Source organism: Staphylococcus lugdunensis, assembly GCF_001558775.1.
GTDB lineage: Bacteria > Bacillota > Bacilli > Staphylococcales > Staphylococcaceae > Staphylococcus > Staphylococcus lugdunensis.
Genome location: NZ_CP014022.1, coordinates 1,304,289 through 1,324,707, shown reverse-complemented (window position 1 = coordinate 1,324,707; position 20,419 = coordinate 1,304,289). Strand labels below are relative to the sequence as shown.

Below are 20,419 nucleotides of genomic sequence, written 5' to 3'. Positions count from 1 at the left end.
TTCGGTCGTCAAGCAACTTTTAAAATGAACATGAGTAGCTTAGTCTCGAAATTTATATGAAAAACCAACATTTAGACAAATTAAAAACACTCATGGGAAAGTATAAATATTTGTTTTATTTAGCGATTTTATTGTCTGTTGTTTCGAGTGTTATAAGTTTAGGCGCGTATTTGAATGTTTATTATGTTATTGAAAGTATGTTGTCAGCGAAAGGTAATTTAAATAAATCAGTCATTGAGAAGATGACATATTTTGGATGGCAATCTGTTATTTATGTATCAGTCGCATTTATGTTTTATGGTTTAGCTTTACTACTATCTCATATAGTGGCATTTAACACTGTAGCTAAATATCGAATAACACTTATCGATTATATGAACGAATTGCCGTTAGGATATTTTCAGAAAAGACAAAGTGGTAAATTACGTAAGCTTATTGAAAAGAATACTGAAGAAGTTGAACATTATATAGCACATCAGTTGCCTGATATGGCACAGGCATTAACGACACCAATCGCTTTTTTAGTATTGATTTTTATATTTGATTGGAAGCTATCTCTTATTTGTTTAATTCCAGTTATTTTAGGTTTTCTTCTTTTGAAATTTATGATGGGAGAAGATAGCAAAGCGTTTTTAGAAAAATATCAAGAAGCATCAGCAAATATGGGTAATGATGTTGTTGAATACGTTCGTGGTATATCAGTAGTAAAAATATTTGGGCAAACTGCTTTTTCATTTAAATCATTTAATCATGCTATCGAAAATTATAGGGATTTTACCGTAAGTTATGCATTATCAATGAAGAAAGCGATGAGCGGTTATATCGTTTGTGTTTATGGTATTTTTTCTTTTCTTATACCGGCAACCATTATCTTCTTTAATCATTCAGAGCAGCTAAAATCCCTACTCTTAAGTTATATTTTCTTTGTAATTTTTACACCACTAGTAGCATTTATGTTGATGAGAATTATGGAAAGTTCATATAAAGCTATGATTATTTTTCATGCAATGGATCATCTTGACAAAAAAATATATAAAGCAAAAGCATTATCAATGCCAACGATTTCTATAAAACCTACGCGTTTTGATATTACTTTTAATAAGGTCAGTTTTACATATGAAGACATGAAACAAAAAGCAATTAATAAATTATCATTTACATGTCATCCTAATAGTGTCACTGCAATTGTAGGTCCTTCTGGAAGTGGAAAGTCAACAATATTTAATTTGATTACTCGATTTTATGATGTGGATGAAGGTTCTGTATTAGTAGGCGGTGTCGATGTAAAGAAAATGTCATATGAAGATTTAATGTCTAATATTAGTTTTGTGTTTCAAGAGACGAAACTATTTAAACTTAGTTTGTTAGAAAATATTCGTTTTTATAAACCAGATGCTACAAAGGCAGAGGTTGAGCGCGTGGTTGATCAAGCGCAATGTCGTGAAATTATTAATAAAATGCCTAACGGTTTAGATACCGTGTTTGGTACATCAGGTAGCTATTTATCAGGAGGAGAAATTCAGAGAATAACAATAGCTAGGGCAATGTTGAAAGATGCCCCTATCGTTCTATTAGATGAAGCAACAGCCTTTAGTGATGCTGAGAATGAGTATAAAATCCAACAAGCACTTAATTCAATGATGAAAAATAAGACCGTTATCATGATAGCGCATCGATTGTCTACAGTGACGCATGCGGATCAAATTTTAGTCATTGACGAAGGAGAATTAGTTGAACAAGGACAACATCGTTCATTAATGAAAGAAAATGGTGTTTATGCACGAATGTATAATAATTATCAGCAAAGTGTTAATTGGAGAATAGGGGTGGAAAGATGAACATACAAACATTATTTTCTTTATCTAAACAAGGGAAACGTGATTTATATAAAACAACATTATTTACCTCAATTCATCAATTATCAGTTATTTTACCTGTGATATTACTTATTATGCTAACAGATGAAATGATAAGCCATATAAAAATAGGAGAACCTCACACAATTAATCTTTGGAAATATATTATATTAAGCTTAACTTTACTTACTTTAATATATATAATTTATCTAAAGACCTATCAGCAAATGTATGTTAATTCGGGCAAAGAAACTGCTATCATGCGCATAAGATTGGCAGAGAAATTCAGGAAACTCCCTTTATCTTATTTAAGTAGTAGAGATTTAAGTGATTTTACAAGTACGTTAATGGATGATGTTTCCGTAATTGAAAAGCAACTAACGAGCGACTTTGCTAATTTAATTGCTGGTATAGTATCAAGCATGGTGACATTAATTGTGCTCAGTTTTTACAATTGGCAAATGTCAGCCATACTATTTTTGATTATGCCAATTGCTTTATTGTTTATTGCGATATCTAAATTTGCAACTGCTGCTACAAATAAAAAGAATAGACAATTGAAACTTAATATTTCAGAAGCACTACAAGAATACTTAGAAAATATAAAAGTGATAAAATCTACTAATCAAAAAGAGAAATATATTCAACAATTGAAACAAACAATCAGGGCTATAGTACCATGGTCTATACTTTATGAAATATTAGTAGGGCTCTTTATATCTATTTCTTATAATATCATTCGCATGGGTTTGGGAATTATGGTACTAGTAGGAACGGTATTACTTGTAAATCAACAATTAAGTATACTGGGATTTATTTTATTTGTGTTTATTGCAGTGCGTATATATGATTCTTTAACAAATTCGTTATATAAAATAGGAGAATTTATTTATTCTTTAGTAAGTGCTAAACGTATTAAAGATATATTTGATATAAAAGAACAGGGCGGTTCAAAAGATATTCAACTTTCACAATTTGATATCCACTTTAATCACGTATCTTTTGGATACAATAAGAACCAGGTTATTCATGATGTCACATTTACAGCACATCAGGGAGAGATTACGGCTTTAGTAGGGCCTTCTGGATGTGGAAAAAGTACACTTTCGAAATTAGCATGTCGATTTTGGGACTTAAAAACAGGTGATATTACAATTGATGGTCATAACATTAATGACATCCATCCCGAACACTTACTGTCGTATTATTCATTTGTATTTCAAGATGTCACACTTTTCAATGATACGGTATTTAATAATATTAAAGTTGGTAACTATCAGGCTACAGATGAAGAGATTTATGCGGCAGCAAAAATGGCGAATTGCCAACAGTTTATAGATAAATTACCAGAAGGGTATCAAACTATAATTGGTGAAAACGGTCAGACTTTATCTGGAGGCGAACGACAAAGAATTTCTATTGCTCGAGCATTTTTAAAGCAAGCGCCAATTATTTTATTGGATGAAGCAACATCATCTTTAGATCCAGAAAACGAAACGCTTATTCAAGAAGCAATCAGTAAACTGATTCAAGATAAAACGGTCATTGTTATTGCACATCGCTTAAAAACAATTGAACATTGTGATCAAATAATTGTGTTGAAAGATGGAAAAATTGTGGAAAAAGGAAAGCATCAAGAATTAATGTCTAATCAGGATTTATATCAACACCTGGTTACATTACAGCGGAAAAGTAGTGATTGGAAAGTGAATGGTGTTTAAGCTTTTAAATAACGTTTCAATTGGAATCGTAAGATTTTAATTGGAGCGTTATTTTATGGTTTTGGTGTGCTTGCTAAATTGAAATTACAAATTTAAAAGTCGGAATATTAAATATTTTCAGCAAATTGTATTGACGGGCTACATATAATTCAATATAATGCATAATAATCATATTAAGTTAATCGGAATAAAGGGTGGATACTATTGATTGAATTTAAAAAAGTAAATAAAAGATTCAACAAAAAAGGTGAAACGATACAGGCTCTGAAAGATGTATCTTTTAAAATAGAAAAGCATGATATCTTTGGTGTGATAGGTTATAGCGGTGCAGGAAAGAGTACGCTTGTCCGCTTAGTGAATCAACTAGAACAAGTATCAGACGGTGAAGTAATCGTAGATGGTAAAGATATTAATACATATTCTGAAAAAGACTTAAGAAATGTTAAGAAAGATATCGGTATGATTTTTCAACATTTTAATTTATTGAATTCAGCGACTGTATTTAAAAATGTCGCGATGCCACTTATTTTAAGCCATAAACATAAAGATGAGATTAAAGCAAAAGTTGAAGAAATGCTAGAATTTGTGGGTTTAGCTGATAAAATGCATCAATTTCCGGATGAACTTTCAGGTGGGCAGAAGCAACGTGTTGCAATTGCGCGTGCACTTGTTACCAACCCTAAAATATTATTATGCGATGAGGCTACCAGTGCGTTAGACCCTGCTACAACAAGTTCTATTCTTAAATTATTGAGCAATGTTAACCAAACATTTGGTGTCACAATTATGTTGATTACTCATGAGATGAGTGTTATCCAAAAAATATGTAACCGTGTAGCTGTGATGGAACAAGGAGAAGTGATTGAACTGGGTACGGTTAAAGAAGTTTTCAGTCACCCACAAACAGAGACAACTAAAAACTTTGTGTCAACAGTGATTAATACAGAACCTTCAACACAATTACAAGCTTTATTTAAATTGGTAAATGACACCTCGCATGTTGTATATAGTTTGTTTTTAGATGCGCAACAAGTGACTTCTCCACTAATCAATACGCTAATACGCGATTATGGTGTAGATGTCAATATAATATATTCTTCAATGTCTGCCATACAAGAGAACACAGTTTGTTATTTATGGCTTGATATACAACTTAACGATGTTGATCGAACGCGTATAGAAAATTATTTTAGTCAACAGCATATCGAATATGAGGAGGTCGTTTAACAATGTTTGGGTCCAGTATAGATAGCTCACAACTATTACAAGCCTTATATGAAACACTTTATATGGTGACGATATCATTGATTATTGGTGCGCTTATCGGCATTCCTTTAGGTGTATTATTGGTTATTACTAGACGTCATGGCATATGGCCAAATACGGTAATTCATCAACTTTTAAATCCTATGATTAATATTTTAAGATCAATTCCATTCATTATTTTATTAATTGCGATTGTGCCGTTTACCAAACTATTGGTTGGCACCTCTATTGGTACTACAGCTGCCATAGTACCTTTAACCGTCTATGTTGCACCTTATATTGCACGTTTAGTAGAGAATTCGCTATTGGAAGTCGATGATGGCATTATCGAAGCGGCCAAAGCTATGGGGGCTTCACCGTTACAAATCATTCGTTACTTTTTAATACCTGAAGCATTAGGCTCATTAGTTTTAGCGATAACAACTGCAATCATAGGATTAATTGGTAGCACTGCAATGGCAGGTGCTGTAGGTGGCGGTGGAATTGGCGATTTAGCCTTAGTATATTGCTATCAACGTTTTGACACTCTAGTCATTATTATCACAGTCATTGTTTTAGTCATTTTAGTTCAATTTATTCAAACGTTAGGTAATTTTATTTCTCGACGTTTACGTCGAAATTAACTTTATTTTGTAAAATTAGGGGGAAGTATGTATGAAAAGATTATTTACTTTAGTACTTGCATTTATTTTTGTACTTGCAGCTTGTGGTGGTGGCAATAATAAAAAAGTAACGATAGGTGTTGCTTCAAATGATACGGCTGCATGGGAAAAGGTAAAAGAATTAGCTAAAAAGGATCATATTGATATCGAAATCAAACATTTTTCAGATTATAATGTGCCCAATAAAGCATTAAGTGACGGCGATATTGATATGAATGCGTTCCAACACTTTGCATTTTTAAATGCTTATAAAAAAGCACATAAAGATGCTAAAATCTCAGCTATAAGTACGACTGTGTTGGCGCCGTTAGGTATCTATTCAAAAAAAGTAAAAAACATTAAAAATGTCAAAGATGGTGCACAAGTCATTATTCCAAATGATGTATCAAACCAAGCACGTGCATTAAAATTACTTGAGGCTGCTGGACTGATTAAATTAAAAGACAATTTTGGTTTAAGTGGTTCAATTAAAGATATTAAAGATAATCCTAAGCATTTAAATATTAAAGCTGTAGATGCGCAACAAACGGCACGAGCATTAGACGATGTTGATTTATCAGTCATCAATAATGGTGTAGCTACTAAATCAGGTTTGGATGCTAAAAAAGATCCAATATACTTAGAAAAATCTGAGTCAGATGCTGTTAAACCTTATATAAACTTAGTAGCAGTTAATGATAAGGATAAAGATAATAAAACGTATCAAAAAATTGTGAAATTATATCACTCAAAAGAAGCACAAGAGGCATTGAAAAAAGACATTAAAGACGGAGAAAAATCCATTAATCTATCTCAAAAAGAAATCGAAGAGATTGAAAATAGCTTAAAATAACATAGTTAAAATGCATCTAATTAAGAAAAAGATAATTTCTATTGAAGTCAAATAGAGATTGTCTTTTTCGTTATTTTTCAACCTAACATTCTAGTGAAAATCAGAAATAGCACACAAACTCAAAGCCGGAGAATATAGATTGAGGGAAGATATATAGGATCCCTTTTAACATCATTGCAGGTCGGTATGTAGCATTATGATAATATTAGAAGCAATTATTAGGTATAGATTCGACAATATCATTAACATCATTAGAAATTAAAAAAGAAGTCACAATTGATAGCCCATTTCACCAAGCAAAGCAAGTTGGAGTGGGGCCCCAACACAGAGAATTTCGAAAAGAAATTCACCAAGCAAAGCAAGTTGGGGTGGGGCCCCAACAAAGAGGCTTTCGAAGCGAAAGGCAACGGACAACGCAAGTTGGGGTGAGGCCCAAGTACAGAAAAACTGGCTAAATCAGTTTTTTCTAGCAATGATATCGTGGCATCATTTTGTTTGTAGATTGCCATATAACCGACAAAAACATTGTTAAAAAAATAAATAAAAAAATAATATTTTAATAGCGCAAAGTAATGTATCATAACTTCACAATACTGTAATGTAATTGAAATGGTATTCTGCTGTTTTTTGTATTACCTTTAATATGTGGATTTATAAAAGACAGAACGAAAAGCCGAGACAATACATGAATGTGTATAGTATATGAAGTAAACTACGTCTCGACTTAATGCAATCATTTTCATCTATTTAGTCGAGAGATGCCATTACTGCTATTTAATGTAATGAGACATAGTGAGTAGTATGTTTATGAATAATACAAAGACACATTAAAATGATATTGGAGGTTTTTTTAGTGAAAAAGAAATATATGGCAGCAATTATTGGGACAAGTGCTTTAAGTACCGTATTCGCACATCAGGCAGAAGCAGCTACAACACATACAGTTAAAGCTGGAGAATCTGTTTGGTCAATTTCTCATAAATATGGTATGTCTATTGCACGATTAAAATCACTTAATGGATTAAAATCCAATTTAATTTTCCCTAATCAGGTGTTAAAAGTAAGTGGATCTAGCAAAAGTACAGCAAACCGTACTGCAAACACAAGTAGTAGTACATATACAGTGCAACCAGGAGATTCGTTATCTCTCATTGCATCGAAATATAACACAACATATCAAAAAATTATGCAATTAAATGGTTTAAATAATTTCTTTATTTATCCAGGTCAAAAATTAAAAGTGACTGGTACAGCTGCAAAGAACAATACAAAACCATCACAATCATCAAAATCTAGTATTTATACAGTGCAACCAGGAGATTCATTATCTTTAATTGCATCAAAATATAACACAACTTACCAAAAAATCATGCAATTAAATGGTTTAAATAATTTCTTTATTTACCCAGGTCAAAAATTAAAAGTGACTGGCACAGCTTCAGGTTCTTCAACAAGAACTTCAAATTCTAATAGCTATAGAACACCAATTTTTAGCCACAGTAACTTATATACATGGGGTCAATGTACATGGCATGTATTTAATCGTCGTGCAGCTATTGGTAAAGGTATCAGCACATATTGGTGGAATGCTAATAATTGGGATAACGCAGCTGCAGCGGATGGATACACAATTAACTATACGCCAACAGTAGGCTCAATTGCACAAACAGATATAGGATATTATGGTCATGTTGCGTTTGTAGAACGTGTTAACAGTGATGGTAGTATCTTAGTTTCAGAAATGAACTACAGTGCATCACCAGGAATTATGACATATCGCACAATACCTTCTTATCAAGTATCTTCATATAGATATATTCATTAATGAATGATGCTGTATCAATAAGATGAGAGATTAAAATATACTAAAATCTTGGCAACCTTACTTAAGGCTTGCAAAAAATAGAACCGTAATTTGTTAAATACAGCAAATTGCGGTTCTAATTGTTTATTTGTGAGTTGTAGATATAAAATAAGAAGAATGTCTGCAATAATGTTATTGACTAACACTATAAAATAACAATACGAAATTAGAAATCTTCTTTAATTTTACGATAACTTGTAGCTAAGCGTGTGACATTGATTATAAATAGAAATAGTGCAGCAAGTTTACGGATCTTTTTAGGAGATTTTAAAGATACATAGAAATCTAATAAAGTACCAGCAGTGCTTAAACCTAATGATAAATAAACTAAATTCTTTTCTTTTGCGTCATGCTTAATCCCATTGTATCCATCTACTAAAAAGCCGGCTAAACTAATTAAATTGGATACATGTGTTAATTTTGATTTTTTTGCCATGAAACATACCCTCCGATGAATATGATATGGTTATATTATAAACGAAATTGTAATAACGAAACATTTATTATGTTTGAAAGCACATAGTTACATGTAATAATCAAATTAATCCCAAAGGAATGGTCAAAGTGATTCGTTGTGTATGCTTAGTAGAAGAAACAGAAGATAAAATCTTGCTCGTACAGGTCAGACATAGAGAAAAATATTATTTTCCAGGTGGGAAAATAGAAGCTCATGAATCGATGTTAGATGCTATCCAGAGAGAAGTGAATGAAGAATTAAAGCTTGATATTCCTCAAACTCAATTTGAATATATTGGGACAGTGGTAGGGCAAGCATATCCGCAAAAAAATATGCAGACGGAGCTCAATGGTTATCGTGTGACGACAGATATAGATTGGGAACAAATTCAAATCGATAACGAAATTACAGATATTAAATGGGTTGATAAAACAGATACACATTTAATAGCGCCAGCAGTCCAAACATGGATTGCGCAAATATCTTCAAAATGATTCTTTCAAAATGTGTTGAACAAGGTTATAGAATTAAGGAAATAGGAAACGAGACAGCATTCATTATGAATCTGTAGTCTCGCTCCCGCAAGGTTGACAGGATTGAAAATACGCTGATACCAAGCTTTTTTCAATCCTGTCAACTACTGCCAATATTTAATTCATAACCTAGAAGGTAATGATGTCCCAGACTCATCGTATATTTCCCGGGAAAATACTTAAGCTAGAGCAACGCATGCCATAATGCTAAGGAGAAGGAAATCAAATTCAATGTTTAAATGAAAAATATAAGGCAGGTTACAACGTGCGTCATACGTGAACCTGCCTGATTGTTATTCAATTGTTTGAGAATGAGTGGCGGATAATTTTTTATGTTTAATGAAAAAGGCAGTAATCCATGCAGTGATAGGGATACTTATTGCAATGGCGATACCACCTAGCAAGATGGAAATAAATTCTTGAGTAAAGATTTTTGAATTGATAATGTGTTCAAATGAATAATTCAGTTTAAAAAACCAAAAGAATAATGTTAATTGACCACCAAAATAAGCCAAATAAATTGTGTTTGCAGAAGTAGCTAATATTTCTCGTCCAACCGTCATGCCGGATTTGAATAAATCTGTTTGAGATAATTTTGGATTTGCTTCGTGTAATTCGTACATTGGTGAACTGATGGTGATTGCTAAATCAATAACAGCTGCAATAACTGCTAACACAATGGTAAACACCATAAATTGCACCATATCGATACCAATGTTCATGGAAAATATATAAGTTTCATCCTGTTGTTCAGTAGTAAAACCTTGTAAATGACCGAGTCGAACAGATAAATAAATACCTAGAATAAGTATCATGATGGTTATCATTGTGCCTAGAAAGGCGGCTTTAGTTTTAATATTATAACTATTTAAAATGAATAAATTGCATGAAGCAACTACGATACAGAAAATGACGAGTACCACGTATATCGGTATACCCAACATAATACAAACGATACTTATCAATAAAATGATAAAATTTAAGAATAAGGTTAAAAATGAAATAAGCCCCTTAGTCCCGCCAAAAACAATCATTAATAAAAATAAGATAAATCCTAATAATGTAATTGCACTCATGATGGCTCACCTCGCAATTTAATAAAAAGGCTCATTAAAGTAATAGTAATAGGTATCGTTAAGACAATGCCAATCCCGCCAGAAATCGCTCGAGTAATTTCTAACGACCAATTCATTGAAATCGTGTAAGTAAATGTATTGGCATTTTTTAGATATATAAGTAGCATTGGTAGACTTCCAGACAAATATGAAAATAATAGTATATTCGTCATGGTTCCCATGATATCTTGACCGATACGTCGTCCGGCTACTGCAAGGCGCTGTATACTTATGTCAGGTGTACGTTGATAAATTTCATACATACCACTAGATAAAGTGATAGCAACATCCATAACTGCACCGAGAGACCCAATTAAGACGGAAGCTAAAAATACTTCTTTAGGTGGTAATGTGAGAAAACTCATTGTTTCATATTTTATACCTGCACCACCGGTTAAACGAATGACCAATGCAGTAATGCCAATGCTTAATAGAGTACCGAGTAAAGTACTGGCAATCGTTATCCATGACCTCAGCTTTAATCCGGTGACTAGTAGTAGCGTGACAATTGTCGCTAAGGTAACAGCAATTGTCATAAGTCCAAAGAGACTTAATGAAGGATGCTGGTTATGAAGTTGAATAGCCAATAAGACGGCACAAGTATTGAAGGCTAGTGATAGAATCGATTGCAAACCGACTTTCTTACCAACAATGAGTACGGCGAGTATGAATACTCCAGATATTGCAACGACTAGGGAATCACGTTTTTTTTCGATAATAGTTGCGCTTTTTAATGAATCTGTTATATGTAAAAGTACTTTGTTATTTTTAGAAAAGGCTTCTGTATCTGCTTGAGATGCTACATATGTATGGTTAATGGTTGTTGTTTGATGCTGAAACTTACCATTTAATATTTCTAATGTTAGACGTTGTTTGTACTTTGTATCTGTATTATGGTGTTCATCAGTTATTTTTTGCTGATGAACTTGTTCGACATTTGTAATCTTGGCAATAGGCGTGTGGTAGAGTCGATCGTTGAAAAATGTAAAAATAAACACTGCTAATATAAGGACTGCTAAACTGCAAATTAGCCAAAAAAATCTTGAAGTCAATATGTTTTTATATTGCATCATGTTAAGACGGTCCTTTCACTTTAAAGATAGAGTGATTATACGCCCTAAGCTTTAGCATTTCAAATATTAGCAGCTTTATAAAGTGGCGTGAACGATTAATGATATGTTGAAACACGATTAAATAAAGTTTGTATCAGTGATGTTAATTGTTGTACATCAGGCTTATTATTTTCTTTACGCACTACGATGCAGATAGAGCGTTTTAAAGGCGTATGACTAAGTGAAATATCTTTATAATCAAGTGAACTGACAGTTAAGCGTTGATAATCCGGTGCTAATATAAAACCACGATGTTGTGCAAGTAAATATTGAGCTAGCGCCGGATGTGTGACGACGTGTAGTGTAGCTTTAGTTAATTGTTCAATTAAAGCTATCATTGTTGTGGACAGTGGCGTTAATGTAAAAATCGTTGCGCCTTCAAATTGAGCTAAGTGTGGGTTCATCGCCAGAGCTAACGGTTCTTCTTTAGGTAAATATAAATGGTATGTTTCTTCATATAATAAAGTTACATTTAAATCGTTGTTTTGTTGTAGCGTTGGAGTAAGCTCAGTAATCGCAACATCCAACGCATCCACTAATATCTGCTTCGTGGAATCTTGAGAAACTTGTTGTGGAATAATTTTACTATCATACTGACGTTCAAATGTTTGTATTAATGGTAATATACGTTCAGCAACATAGCCTTGTTCATATCCTAAATTAATAGAATAAAGATTATTGGATTCTTGTTGACGGAATAATGTCAAAGTTTCATCTACTTGATTTAATAATTTAGTGGCATGAATAACAAAGTCTTTACCTGCTGTGGTTAAACGAATGTTACGACCTTGACGCTTAAATAATTTGACTTGCAACTCATCTTCTAATTGTTGAATCTGCCGACTAATTGCCGACTGGGCGATATCTAGTTCTAATGCTGCATCAGAAAGATGTTCTCTTTTAGCTACCTCTAAAAAATATTTTAATTGTTTGATTTCCATGCCTATTCCTCCATTAACTATCATTGTTCTAAAAATTAGAAAGGTATTATCGAATTCGTATATTGTACAGATAAATATTTTACATTATAGTGAAGCATATTAACATAAATATTCAGAAAATTCTTGAAAATGGGGTATGCATCATGTGTGATTTAACAATAAAAAGAGGATTATATGATTATCGAGAAGAACATGATGCTTGTGGTATTGGTTTTTATGCCAATATGGATAATAAACGCTCGCATGACATCGTTGACAAATCATTAGAAATGTTACGTCGTTTAGATCATCGCGGTGGTGTGGGCGCAGATGGTATTACAGGCGATGGCGCAGGAATAATGACCGAAATACCATTTGATTATTTTAATAAACATGTTGATTTTGAACTTCCGTGTGAAGGGGAATACGCGGTAGGATTATTCTTTTCTCAAAAGGTCATAGTAAATACACGATATCAGAAAATGATAGATTTGTTATTTCGTAGTGAAGGACTAAAGGTGCTAGGATATCGTGAAGTACCTGTAAATAAAGAGGTATTAGCACAGCATGTAGCTAAGACTATGCCATATGTCTATCAAATCTTTGTCGACATTACTAATCATCAAGATATCGAGAAAAAGTTATATTTGGCAAGAAAACAAATTGAACACGAAGCTGAACAACAGGGGTTAGAACTTTATTTTACTAGCTTATCTCATAAAACAATTGTTTATAAAGGATGGCTGAGATCTGATCAGATTAAGGGGTTATATTTGGATTTACAACATTCAGATTATCAGTCTAAATTTGGATTGGTACATTCTCGTTTTAGCACGAATACATTCCCAAGTTGGAAACGGGCACATCCTAACCGTATGCTAATGCATAATGGAGAAATTAACACCATTCAAGGGAATGTGAACTGGATGCGGGCGCGTCAACGACAACTGATTCAAACATTATTTCCGAATGATGCACATAAGATTTGCCAGATTGTAGATGAAGATGGTAGTGATTCTGCTATTGTTGACAATGCGTTAGAATTTTTAACACTTGCTATGGAACCTGAACAAGCAGCGATGCTCCTTATACCAGAACCATGGCAACATGACAAAGCAAATGATGCAACGGTGCGTGCATTTTATGAATTTTATAGCTACTTGATGGAACCTTGGGACGGACCAACAATGATATCGTTTTGTAACGGCGATAAAATAGGCGCTTTAACAGATCGTAATGGTTTGAGACCTGGACGTTATACGATTACAAAGGATAATTATATTGTTTTTTCTTCTGAAGTTGGTGTGGTTGATATTCCAGAAGCGAATGTCGCTTATAAAGGGCAGTTAAATCCAGGTAAATTATTGCTTGTGGATTTTGAGACACAGCAAGTAATTGAAAATAATGAGCTGAAATCACGAATAGCAACACAATATCCTTATAAAACGTGGCTTGCAAAGCATAAAATTGATTTACATTTGGAACAAATAGGTTATCAATCATCGTGTTTATCTGAAACAACAATATTTAAGTTACAACAACAATTTGGCTATACCAAAGAAGATATTAATAAATATATGAGTGAACTTGTGACTGGCAAGAAAGATCCAATTGGTGCCATGGGTTATGATGTGCCAATAGCTGTATTAAATGAACAACCACAAAGTTTATTCAATTACTTTAAGCAATTATTTGCACAAGTTACTAATCCACCCATTGATGCTTATCGTGAGAAAATAGTAACAAGTGAACTGTCTTACCTAGGTGCAGAGGGGAATATATTACATCCGACGCCGGAAGCGCTAAAGCGAATTCAATTACAAAGACCTGTATTGACACCTAGTCAGCTTGAATATATTGAATCGAGTGAGTTCAAGACAGTACGATTATCTACCTTATATACAAATGTGCTTGCAGATGCACTTGAATTGCTTGGTCAACAGGCCATTGAAGCAGTTAAAGATGGCGCTGAAATTCTCGTATTAGATGATAGTTTGTTGAGCCAGAAAACAGCATATGCCATGCCTATATTACTTGCAACCAGCTATATTCATCAGCTACTCATTAAAGAAAATTTACGCATGAATACAAGTATCGTGGCTTATAGCGGAGAAACAAGAGAAGTTCATCATGTTGCGTGCTTATTAGGCTACGGAGCGAATGCGGTAGTACCATATCTTGCGCAAGCAACCATTGAACAGTTGACAGTACAGAAAAAGCTAACAGGTAAAGTTTCAAATAATGTCGAAACATATACTCAAATTTTATCTGAAGGCGTCATAAAAGTCATGGCTAAAATGGGTATTTCAACGGTACAAAGTTATCACGGTGCTCAAATTTTTGAAGCAATTGGTTTGTCTCATGAAGTTATTGAACGCTATTTCCCAGGCACGCCGTCTAAGCTATCAGGGTTATCCATAGCACAAATAGAAGCAGAAAATAAAGCACAGCAACAACGACACTTAGATTATTTACCTTCAGGAAGTGTATTTCAATGGAGACAACAAGGACAGCACCATGTATTTAATCCATTGACTATTTTCAAGTTACAACACGCATGTCGCGAAAATGACTACCAACAATTCAAAGAATTTACTGCTGCAGTTCATAGCAAACGGTTTGACCATATCAGAGACTTACTAACGTTTAAACAACAGCACCCAATCTCAATTGAAGAGGTGGAATCAGCAGAAGAGATTGTAAGACGATTTAATACAGGCGCAATGAGTTATGGTTCAATTTCGGCAGAAGCACATGAGACTTTAGCCAAAGCTATGAATCAGTTAGGTGGAAAAAGCAACAGTGGTGAGGGTGGAGAACATGCTTACCGCTATAAACAGCAAGCAGATGGCAGTAATATATCTAGTGCCATAAAGCAAGTAGCATCCGGTCGTTTTGGCGTAACAAGTGAATACTTACAACATGCAAAAGAGTTACAGATTAAAGTTGCTCAAGGTGCTAAACCAGGTGAAGGAGGACAATTACCAGGCAGTAAAGTATATCCTTGGATTGCCAAGGTGAGAGGTGCAACACCTGGGATTGGACTTATTTCACCACCACCGCATCATGATATTTATTCGATTGAGGATTTAGCACAATTGATTCATGATTTAAAAAATGCAAATAGAAATGCGGATGTGGCGGTAAAATTAGTATCGAAATCAGGCGTTGGTACGATTGCTTCTGGCGTCGCAAAAGCTTTTGCCGATAAGATCGTAATCAGTGGCTATGATGGTGGTACAGGTGCTTCACCAAAAACGAGTATACAACATGCAGGATTACCTTGGCAGATTGGGTTAGCAGAAACACATCAAACGTTAAAGCTTAATGATTTACGTAGTCGTGTCAAAATTGAAACGGACGGTAAATTACTTACAGGTAGAGATGTTGCACTTGCTTGCGCATTAGGTGCTGAAGAGTTTGGTTTTGCTACGGCACCACTTGTTGTGTTGGGATGTGTCATGATGCGGGTGTGTCATAAAGATACTTGTCCCGTGGGTATTGCTACTCAAAATAAGGATTTGCGTGCATTATTTAATGGCAAAGCAGAACATGTCGTGAATTTTATGTATTTTATCGCAGAAGAAATGCGGGAAATTTTAGCTTCTCTAGGTTTAAAACGCGTAGAAGATTTGATTGGTCGTACAGACTTGCTTGAGCGTGCAACGGATATACCGCCAAGATCTAAAGCGGCAACCTTAGATTTGTCGCCACTACTTGAACCAATAGCTGGTGTGAATTATCAACAGATGATGCAACAACATCATTTAGAACAAGGTTTTGATTTAAGTAGTTTGTACTACGATGCACAAATCGCAATTAAAGAAGGCCAACACTTTGAGGGGACATATGTTATTCATAATGAACAACGTGATGTTGGTGTTATTACGGGTAGTACGATAACAGAATACTATGGTCCGGATGGCTTGCCAGAAGATACCATTATAGTAAAAACATCTGGTCATGCTGGGCAAAGTATAGCAGCATTTGCGCCACAAGGATTAACAATACAACATACTGGTGATGCAAATGACTATGTTGGTAAAGGGTTGTCAGGTGGCAAAATTTGTATTAAAGCACCAAAACCTGAAAGAGAAAAAGATATTATTGTAGGAAATGTTTGTTTTTATGGTGCTACCGCCGGAGAGGCGTATATTAATGGTCGTGCTGGCGAACGATTTTGTATTCGTAATAGCGGTGTGAATGTTGTTGTAGAAGGAATCGGAGATCATGGCCTAGAGTATATGACAGGAGGACACGTGCTCATACTAGGAGACGTAGGTAAAAACTTTGGTCAAGGTATGAGTGGTGGTGTATGTTATGTCTTCCCGAGTGATGTTGAAGCATTCAAAGCTACACATGCACTAGAGACTTTGGCATTTAAACAAGTTGTACATCAAGAAGAACAAGCATTAATCCGTCAAATGCTAGAGGCACACATCGCCTATACAAATAGTACGAAAGCACGTGATGTGCTTAAACAGTTTGACCAAATAGAGTCACGTGCAGTTAAAGTGATACCAAAAGATTATGAATTAATGATGCAAAAAATCGAGATAAAACGACGTCAGTATAGCAGTGATGCTGATGCATTATTGGCGGCTTTTAATGATGATAGCACGTCGATAGATAAAGCATTGCAACCGACGTTAGTGTATTGATGGAAGGAGCGATGGTCATGGGGGAATATAAGGGTTTTATGATGTATGACAAACAATCGCTGACGGAATTATCATTAGCAGATCGACTGTTAAATCATCAGCCATTTCAACAACGTTTTACTAAAGAGGAAGCAAGGATTCAAGGTGCTCGATGTATGGATTGTGGCACACCTTTTTGTCAGACGGGGCTACCTTATGGCAAAGAAACGATAGGCTGCCCTATTGGTAATTACATTCCTGAATGGAACGATTTAGTGTATCATCAAGACTTTAAAAGTGCTTATGAGCGTCTAAAAGAAACAAATAATTTTCCGGAATTTACTGGCCGAGTTTGTCCAGCACCATGTGAAAACTCATGTGTTATGAAAATCAATAGAGAATCAGTTGCTATAAAAGGAATTGAGCGCACTATTATTGATGAAGCTTATGAGCATGGTTGGGTTTCACCTAAATACCCTCGTACCTCTAGAAATCAATCGGTGGCTATAGTTGGTAGTGGACCGGCTGGTTTAACTGCTGCTGAGGAATTAAACTATCAAGGATATCAGGTTACAGTATTTGAAAAGGCCCACGAGCCTGGTGGTTTGCTGATGTATGGTATTCCTAATATGAAATTGGACAAGAATGTAGTTCGCCGCCGTATTGCATTAATGGAAGAAGCAGGTATATGCTTTAAGACTGATGTTGAGGTGGGGGTAGATATCAGCAAAACAACGTTAGAAGATACGTTTGATGCTATTATTCTATGTACAGGTTCCCAACAGGCTAGAGATTTACCATTAGAAGGACGGATGGGATTTGGAATTCATTTTGCTATGGACTATCTAACTGAACAAATGCAGGTGTTAAATGGTGAAGTAAATCAGCCAACTATTACGGCAAAAAATAAAAATGTTATTGTTATTGGCGCAGGTGATACAGGAGCAGACTGCGTAGCTACGGCTTTACGTGAAAACTGTAAGTCTGTGGTTCAGTTCAATAAATATACACGGTTGCCAGAAAAGATGACCGTTGATTACAATACAGCATGGCCACTTGCGATGCCAGTATTCAAAATGGATTATGCCCATAAAGAATATGAAGCACGCTTTGGTAAAGAACCACGTGCTTATGGTGTTCAAACTATGCGCTATGATGTAGACCATTTAGGATATGTTAGAGGTGTCTTTACACAAGTTTTAGAGCAAACAGAAAATGGTATGTCAATCGTTGATGGTACAGAACGTCACTGGCCAGCAGACTTAGTGTTGCTATCCATTGGATTTGTTGGTACAGAAAATACAGTGCCACATGCATTTCATATTGCTACAGAACGTAATAAAATAGTAGCCGATGACATAAATTATCAAACAAATCATCCGCATATCTTTGCTGCTGGAGATGTGCGACGCGGACAAAGTTTGGTTGTGTGGGCTATTAGAGAAGGACGTGGAGTTGCTAAAGCAGTCCATCATTATTTAACTCAAAAAAACATGGCACAACATATAAAATAATATTGACTTTTAATGAACGCTATAATAAGATGTTTATTGTGTTCATTGGAGGAATACCCAAGTCCGGCTGAAGGGATCGGTCTTGAAAACCGACAGGGGCTTAACGGCCCGCGGGGGTTCGAATCCCTCTTCCTCCGCCATTATATTTAAAATCCAAGACTAATAGATATTTAATGCAAGCGCTTAGTTAATAAGGGCTTGCTTTTTTACGTGTTAAGTGAATAGTTAAAATATTGAATAAGTCAAAAAAGAAGTGTGAACTAAACCATTTACTAATGAATTACTGAAAAGGAAAATCAACATCGTTAAATAATTTGAGTTATTGTATCCTAAGAGATTATTTTAAAAACAAACCACTCCAATAATGAAAGCCTTTACATAACTTGTCTAGACAAGTTATACTGAAGCAAAGATAAAAAGGAAGTGGCTAACTTGGCTGTAAATAGAAAAGGTGTGCAGCACATTGTACAAGCAATTGGTGGTAAAGAAAATATTGATGCAGCAACGCATTGTGTGACTCGATTAAGAATCGTGCTTAAAGATGATAATAAAGTAAATAAAGACATGTTAAGTGACAATCCATTGGTCAAAGGGCAATTTAAAGCAAATCATCAGTATCAAATTGTTATTGGACCAGGAACAGTAGAGGAAGTATATAAGCACTTTATAGATGAAACGGGTGTTGAAGAGGCTTCCAAAGATGAAGCTAAGCAAGTAGCTGCAAAAAAAGGGAACCCTTTACAACGGCTGATTAAGTTATTAGGAGATATTTTTATTCCAATTTTACCTGCATTAGTTACAGCGGGTTTATTGATGGGAATTAACAACTTATTAACGATGAAAGGGCTTTTTGGGTCTAAGCCATTAGTCGAACAATATCAGCAATTAGGAGATATTTCTAATATCGTTAATGTGATTGGTAGTACGGCTTTTATTTTCTTACCTGCACTTATTGGGTGGAGTAGTATGCGTGTATTTGGGGGAAGTCCTATCTTAGGATTAGTACTTGGACTCATATTAATGCATCCACAACTGGTCTCTCAATATGATATTGGCAAGGGACATATTCCTACATGGCATTTATTTGGTTTAGAAATTAAACAATTAAATTATCAAGGACAAGTCTTGCCAGTGTTGTTTGCAGCATATGTATTGGCACAAATTGAAAAAGCATTAAATAAGGTAGTTCATGATTCCATTAAGATGTTGGTGGTAGGGCCTATTGCGCTTTTAGTTACCGGCTTTTTAGCATTTGTCATTATAGGTCCAATTGCATTAGTCATTGGTACTGGTATTACAGGTGCAATACAATTTGTATTTGAATATGCTGGATGGCTAGGAGGCTTCTTATATGGATTACTTTATGGCCCGCTTGTTATTACAGGGTTACATCATATGTTCTTAGCAGTTGACTTTCAATTGATGGGCAGTAAATTGGGAGGCACTTATCTATGGCCAATTGTTGCTATTTCAAACATGTGTCAAGGTTCAGCAGCATTTGGAGCTTGGTATGTGTATAAACGACGCAAAATGGTTAAAGAAGAGGGATTAGCATTAACTTCAAGTATTTCAGGCATTCTTGGGGTAACAGAGCCAGCAATGTTTGGGGTGAACTTACCTCTAAAATATCCATTTGTAGCAGCGATATCAACATCAGCGATACTAGGTGCAATTGTGGGGGCGAATCGAGTGCTAGGTAATGTAGGTGTAGGCGGATTTCCTGCATTTATTTCTATTCAACATCAATTTTGGTGGCCGGTATATCTTCCTATAACTATTGCAGCATTAGTGATTCCAGCAATATTAACGGTATTTTTAGCAAAATTTAGTCATGAAAAAACGAAAAAAATTGTAACACCTCCAGAAGCAGAAAAATAATTTGAACGACGTATAGATTAATCATTATAACCGAGATGCGTTTTTCTAT

Annotated in this window: 14 protein-coding genes and 1 tRNA gene; 11 read left to right on the top strand and 4 right to left on the bottom strand. The window is 34.7% G+C overall.

Annotation, left to right across the window (positions count from 1 at the left end; translation table 11 throughout):
• Nucleotides 1-56 precede the first annotated feature (56 nt).
• The 6 genes from AL499_RS06245 to AL499_RS06220 all read left to right on the top strand — a co-directional run bounded on the left by AL499_RS06245 (nucleotide 57) and on the right by AL499_RS06220 (nucleotide 8,162).
• Nucleotides 57-1,838, top strand: coding sequence for an ABC transporter ATP-binding protein (locus AL499_RS06245; protein ID WP_002461151.1), 1,782 nt, complete (start codon nucleotides 57-59; stop codon nucleotides 1,836-1,838).
• Nucleotides 1,835-3,577: an ABC transporter ATP-binding protein gene (locus AL499_RS06240; RefSeq protein ID WP_002492165.1), complete on the top strand. Its 1,743-nt coding sequence runs from the start codon at nucleotides 1,835-1,837 to the stop codon at nucleotides 3,575-3,577. Before AL499_RS06245 ends, AL499_RS06240 begins: the two co-directional genes overlap by 4 nt.
• A 204-nt stretch (nucleotides 3,578-3,781) precedes the next feature.
• On the top strand, nucleotides 3,782-4,804 hold the full coding sequence (locus AL499_RS06235) for a methionine ABC transporter ATP-binding protein (protein ID WP_002492178.1): 1,023 nt from the start codon (nucleotides 3,782-3,784) through the stop codon (nucleotides 4,802-4,804).
• Between the two features lie 2 nt (nucleotides 4,805-4,806).
• Nucleotides 4,807-5,466: a methionine ABC transporter permease gene (locus AL499_RS06230; protein WP_002492153.1), complete on the top strand. Its 660-nt coding sequence runs from the start codon at nucleotides 4,807-4,809 to the stop codon at nucleotides 5,464-5,466.
• A 31-nt stretch (nucleotides 5,467-5,497) separates the two neighbouring features.
• Nucleotides 5,498-6,337: a dipeptide ABC transporter glycylmethionine-binding lipoprotein gene (gene gmpC, locus AL499_RS06225; protein ID WP_002492176.1), complete on the top strand. Its 840-nt coding sequence runs from the start codon at nucleotides 5,498-5,500 to the stop codon at nucleotides 6,335-6,337.
• An 853-nt stretch (nucleotides 6,338-7,190) separates the two neighbouring features.
• Nucleotides 7,191-8,162 (top strand): LysM peptidoglycan-binding domain-containing protein, encoded by a 972-nt coding sequence (locus tag AL499_RS06220; protein ID WP_002479270.1) that lies wholly within the window; start codon nucleotides 7,191-7,193, stop codon nucleotides 8,160-8,162.
• A gap of 205 nt (nucleotides 8,163-8,367) precedes the next feature.
• Here the strand turns inward: AL499_RS06220 and AL499_RS06215 are convergent, their stop codons facing one another.
• Nucleotides 8,368-8,637 (bottom strand): hypothetical protein, encoded by a 270-nt coding sequence (locus tag AL499_RS06215; RefSeq protein ID WP_002461160.1) that lies wholly within the window; start codon nucleotides 8,635-8,637, stop codon nucleotides 8,368-8,370.
• 128 nt (nucleotides 8,638-8,765) lie between these two features.
• On the opposite strand from AL499_RS06215, the gene AL499_RS06210 reads away from it, so the two are divergent.
• Nucleotides 8,766-9,152: an NUDIX hydrolase gene (locus AL499_RS06210; protein WP_002479271.1), complete on the top strand. Its 387-nt coding sequence runs from the start codon at nucleotides 8,766-8,768 to the stop codon at nucleotides 9,150-9,152.
• Nucleotides 9,153-9,484: 332 nt separating this feature from the next.
• Here the strand turns inward: AL499_RS06210 and AL499_RS06205 are convergent, their stop codons facing one another.
• The 3 genes from AL499_RS06205 to gltC all read right to left on the bottom strand — a co-directional run bounded on the left by AL499_RS06205 (nucleotide 9,485) and on the right by gltC (nucleotide 12,359).
• Nucleotides 9,485-10,267, bottom strand: a complete 783-nt coding sequence (locus AL499_RS06205; protein ID WP_002461163.1) for a YibE/F family protein — start codon at nucleotides 10,265-10,267, stop codon at nucleotides 9,485-9,487.
• A complete protein-coding gene (locus tag AL499_RS06200; RefSeq protein WP_172412361.1) occupies nucleotides 10,264-11,376 on the bottom strand; it encodes a YibE/F family protein in 1,113 nt (370 codons plus the stop codon). Before AL499_RS06200 ends, AL499_RS06205 begins: the two co-directional genes overlap by 4 nt.
• Nucleotides 11,377-11,474: 98 nt before the next feature.
• Nucleotides 11,475-12,359, bottom strand: a complete 885-nt coding sequence (gene gltC, locus AL499_RS06195; RefSeq protein WP_002492177.1) for a glutamate biosynthesis transcriptional regulator GltC — start codon at nucleotides 12,357-12,359, stop codon at nucleotides 11,475-11,477.
• A 143-nt stretch (nucleotides 12,360-12,502) separates the two neighbouring features.
• Between gltC and gltB the strand changes: the two genes are divergently transcribed.
• The 4 genes from gltB (at nucleotide 12,503) to treP (ending at nucleotide 20,370) form a co-directional block, all read left to right on the top strand.
• Nucleotides 12,503-16,999: a glutamate synthase large subunit gene (gene gltB, locus AL499_RS06190; protein ID WP_002492174.1), complete on the top strand. Its 4,497-nt coding sequence runs from the start codon at nucleotides 12,503-12,505 to the stop codon at nucleotides 16,997-16,999.
• 17 nt (nucleotides 17,000-17,016) lie between these two features.
• A complete protein-coding gene (locus AL499_RS06185) occupies nucleotides 17,017-18,492 on the top strand; it encodes a glutamate synthase subunit beta (RefSeq protein ID WP_002492163.1) in 1,476 nt (491 codons plus the stop codon).
• Nucleotides 18,493-18,539: 47 nt separating this feature from the next.
• Nucleotides 18,540-18,632: transfer RNA gene (locus AL499_RS06180), tRNA-Ser, on the top strand.
• Between the two features lie 292 nt (nucleotides 18,633-18,924).
• On the top strand, nucleotides 18,925-20,370 hold the full coding sequence (gene treP / locus AL499_RS06175) for a PTS system trehalose-specific EIIBC component (protein WP_062248884.1): 1,446 nt from the start codon (nucleotides 18,925-18,927) through the stop codon (nucleotides 20,368-20,370).
• Nucleotides 20,371-20,419: the final 49 nt, after the last annotated feature.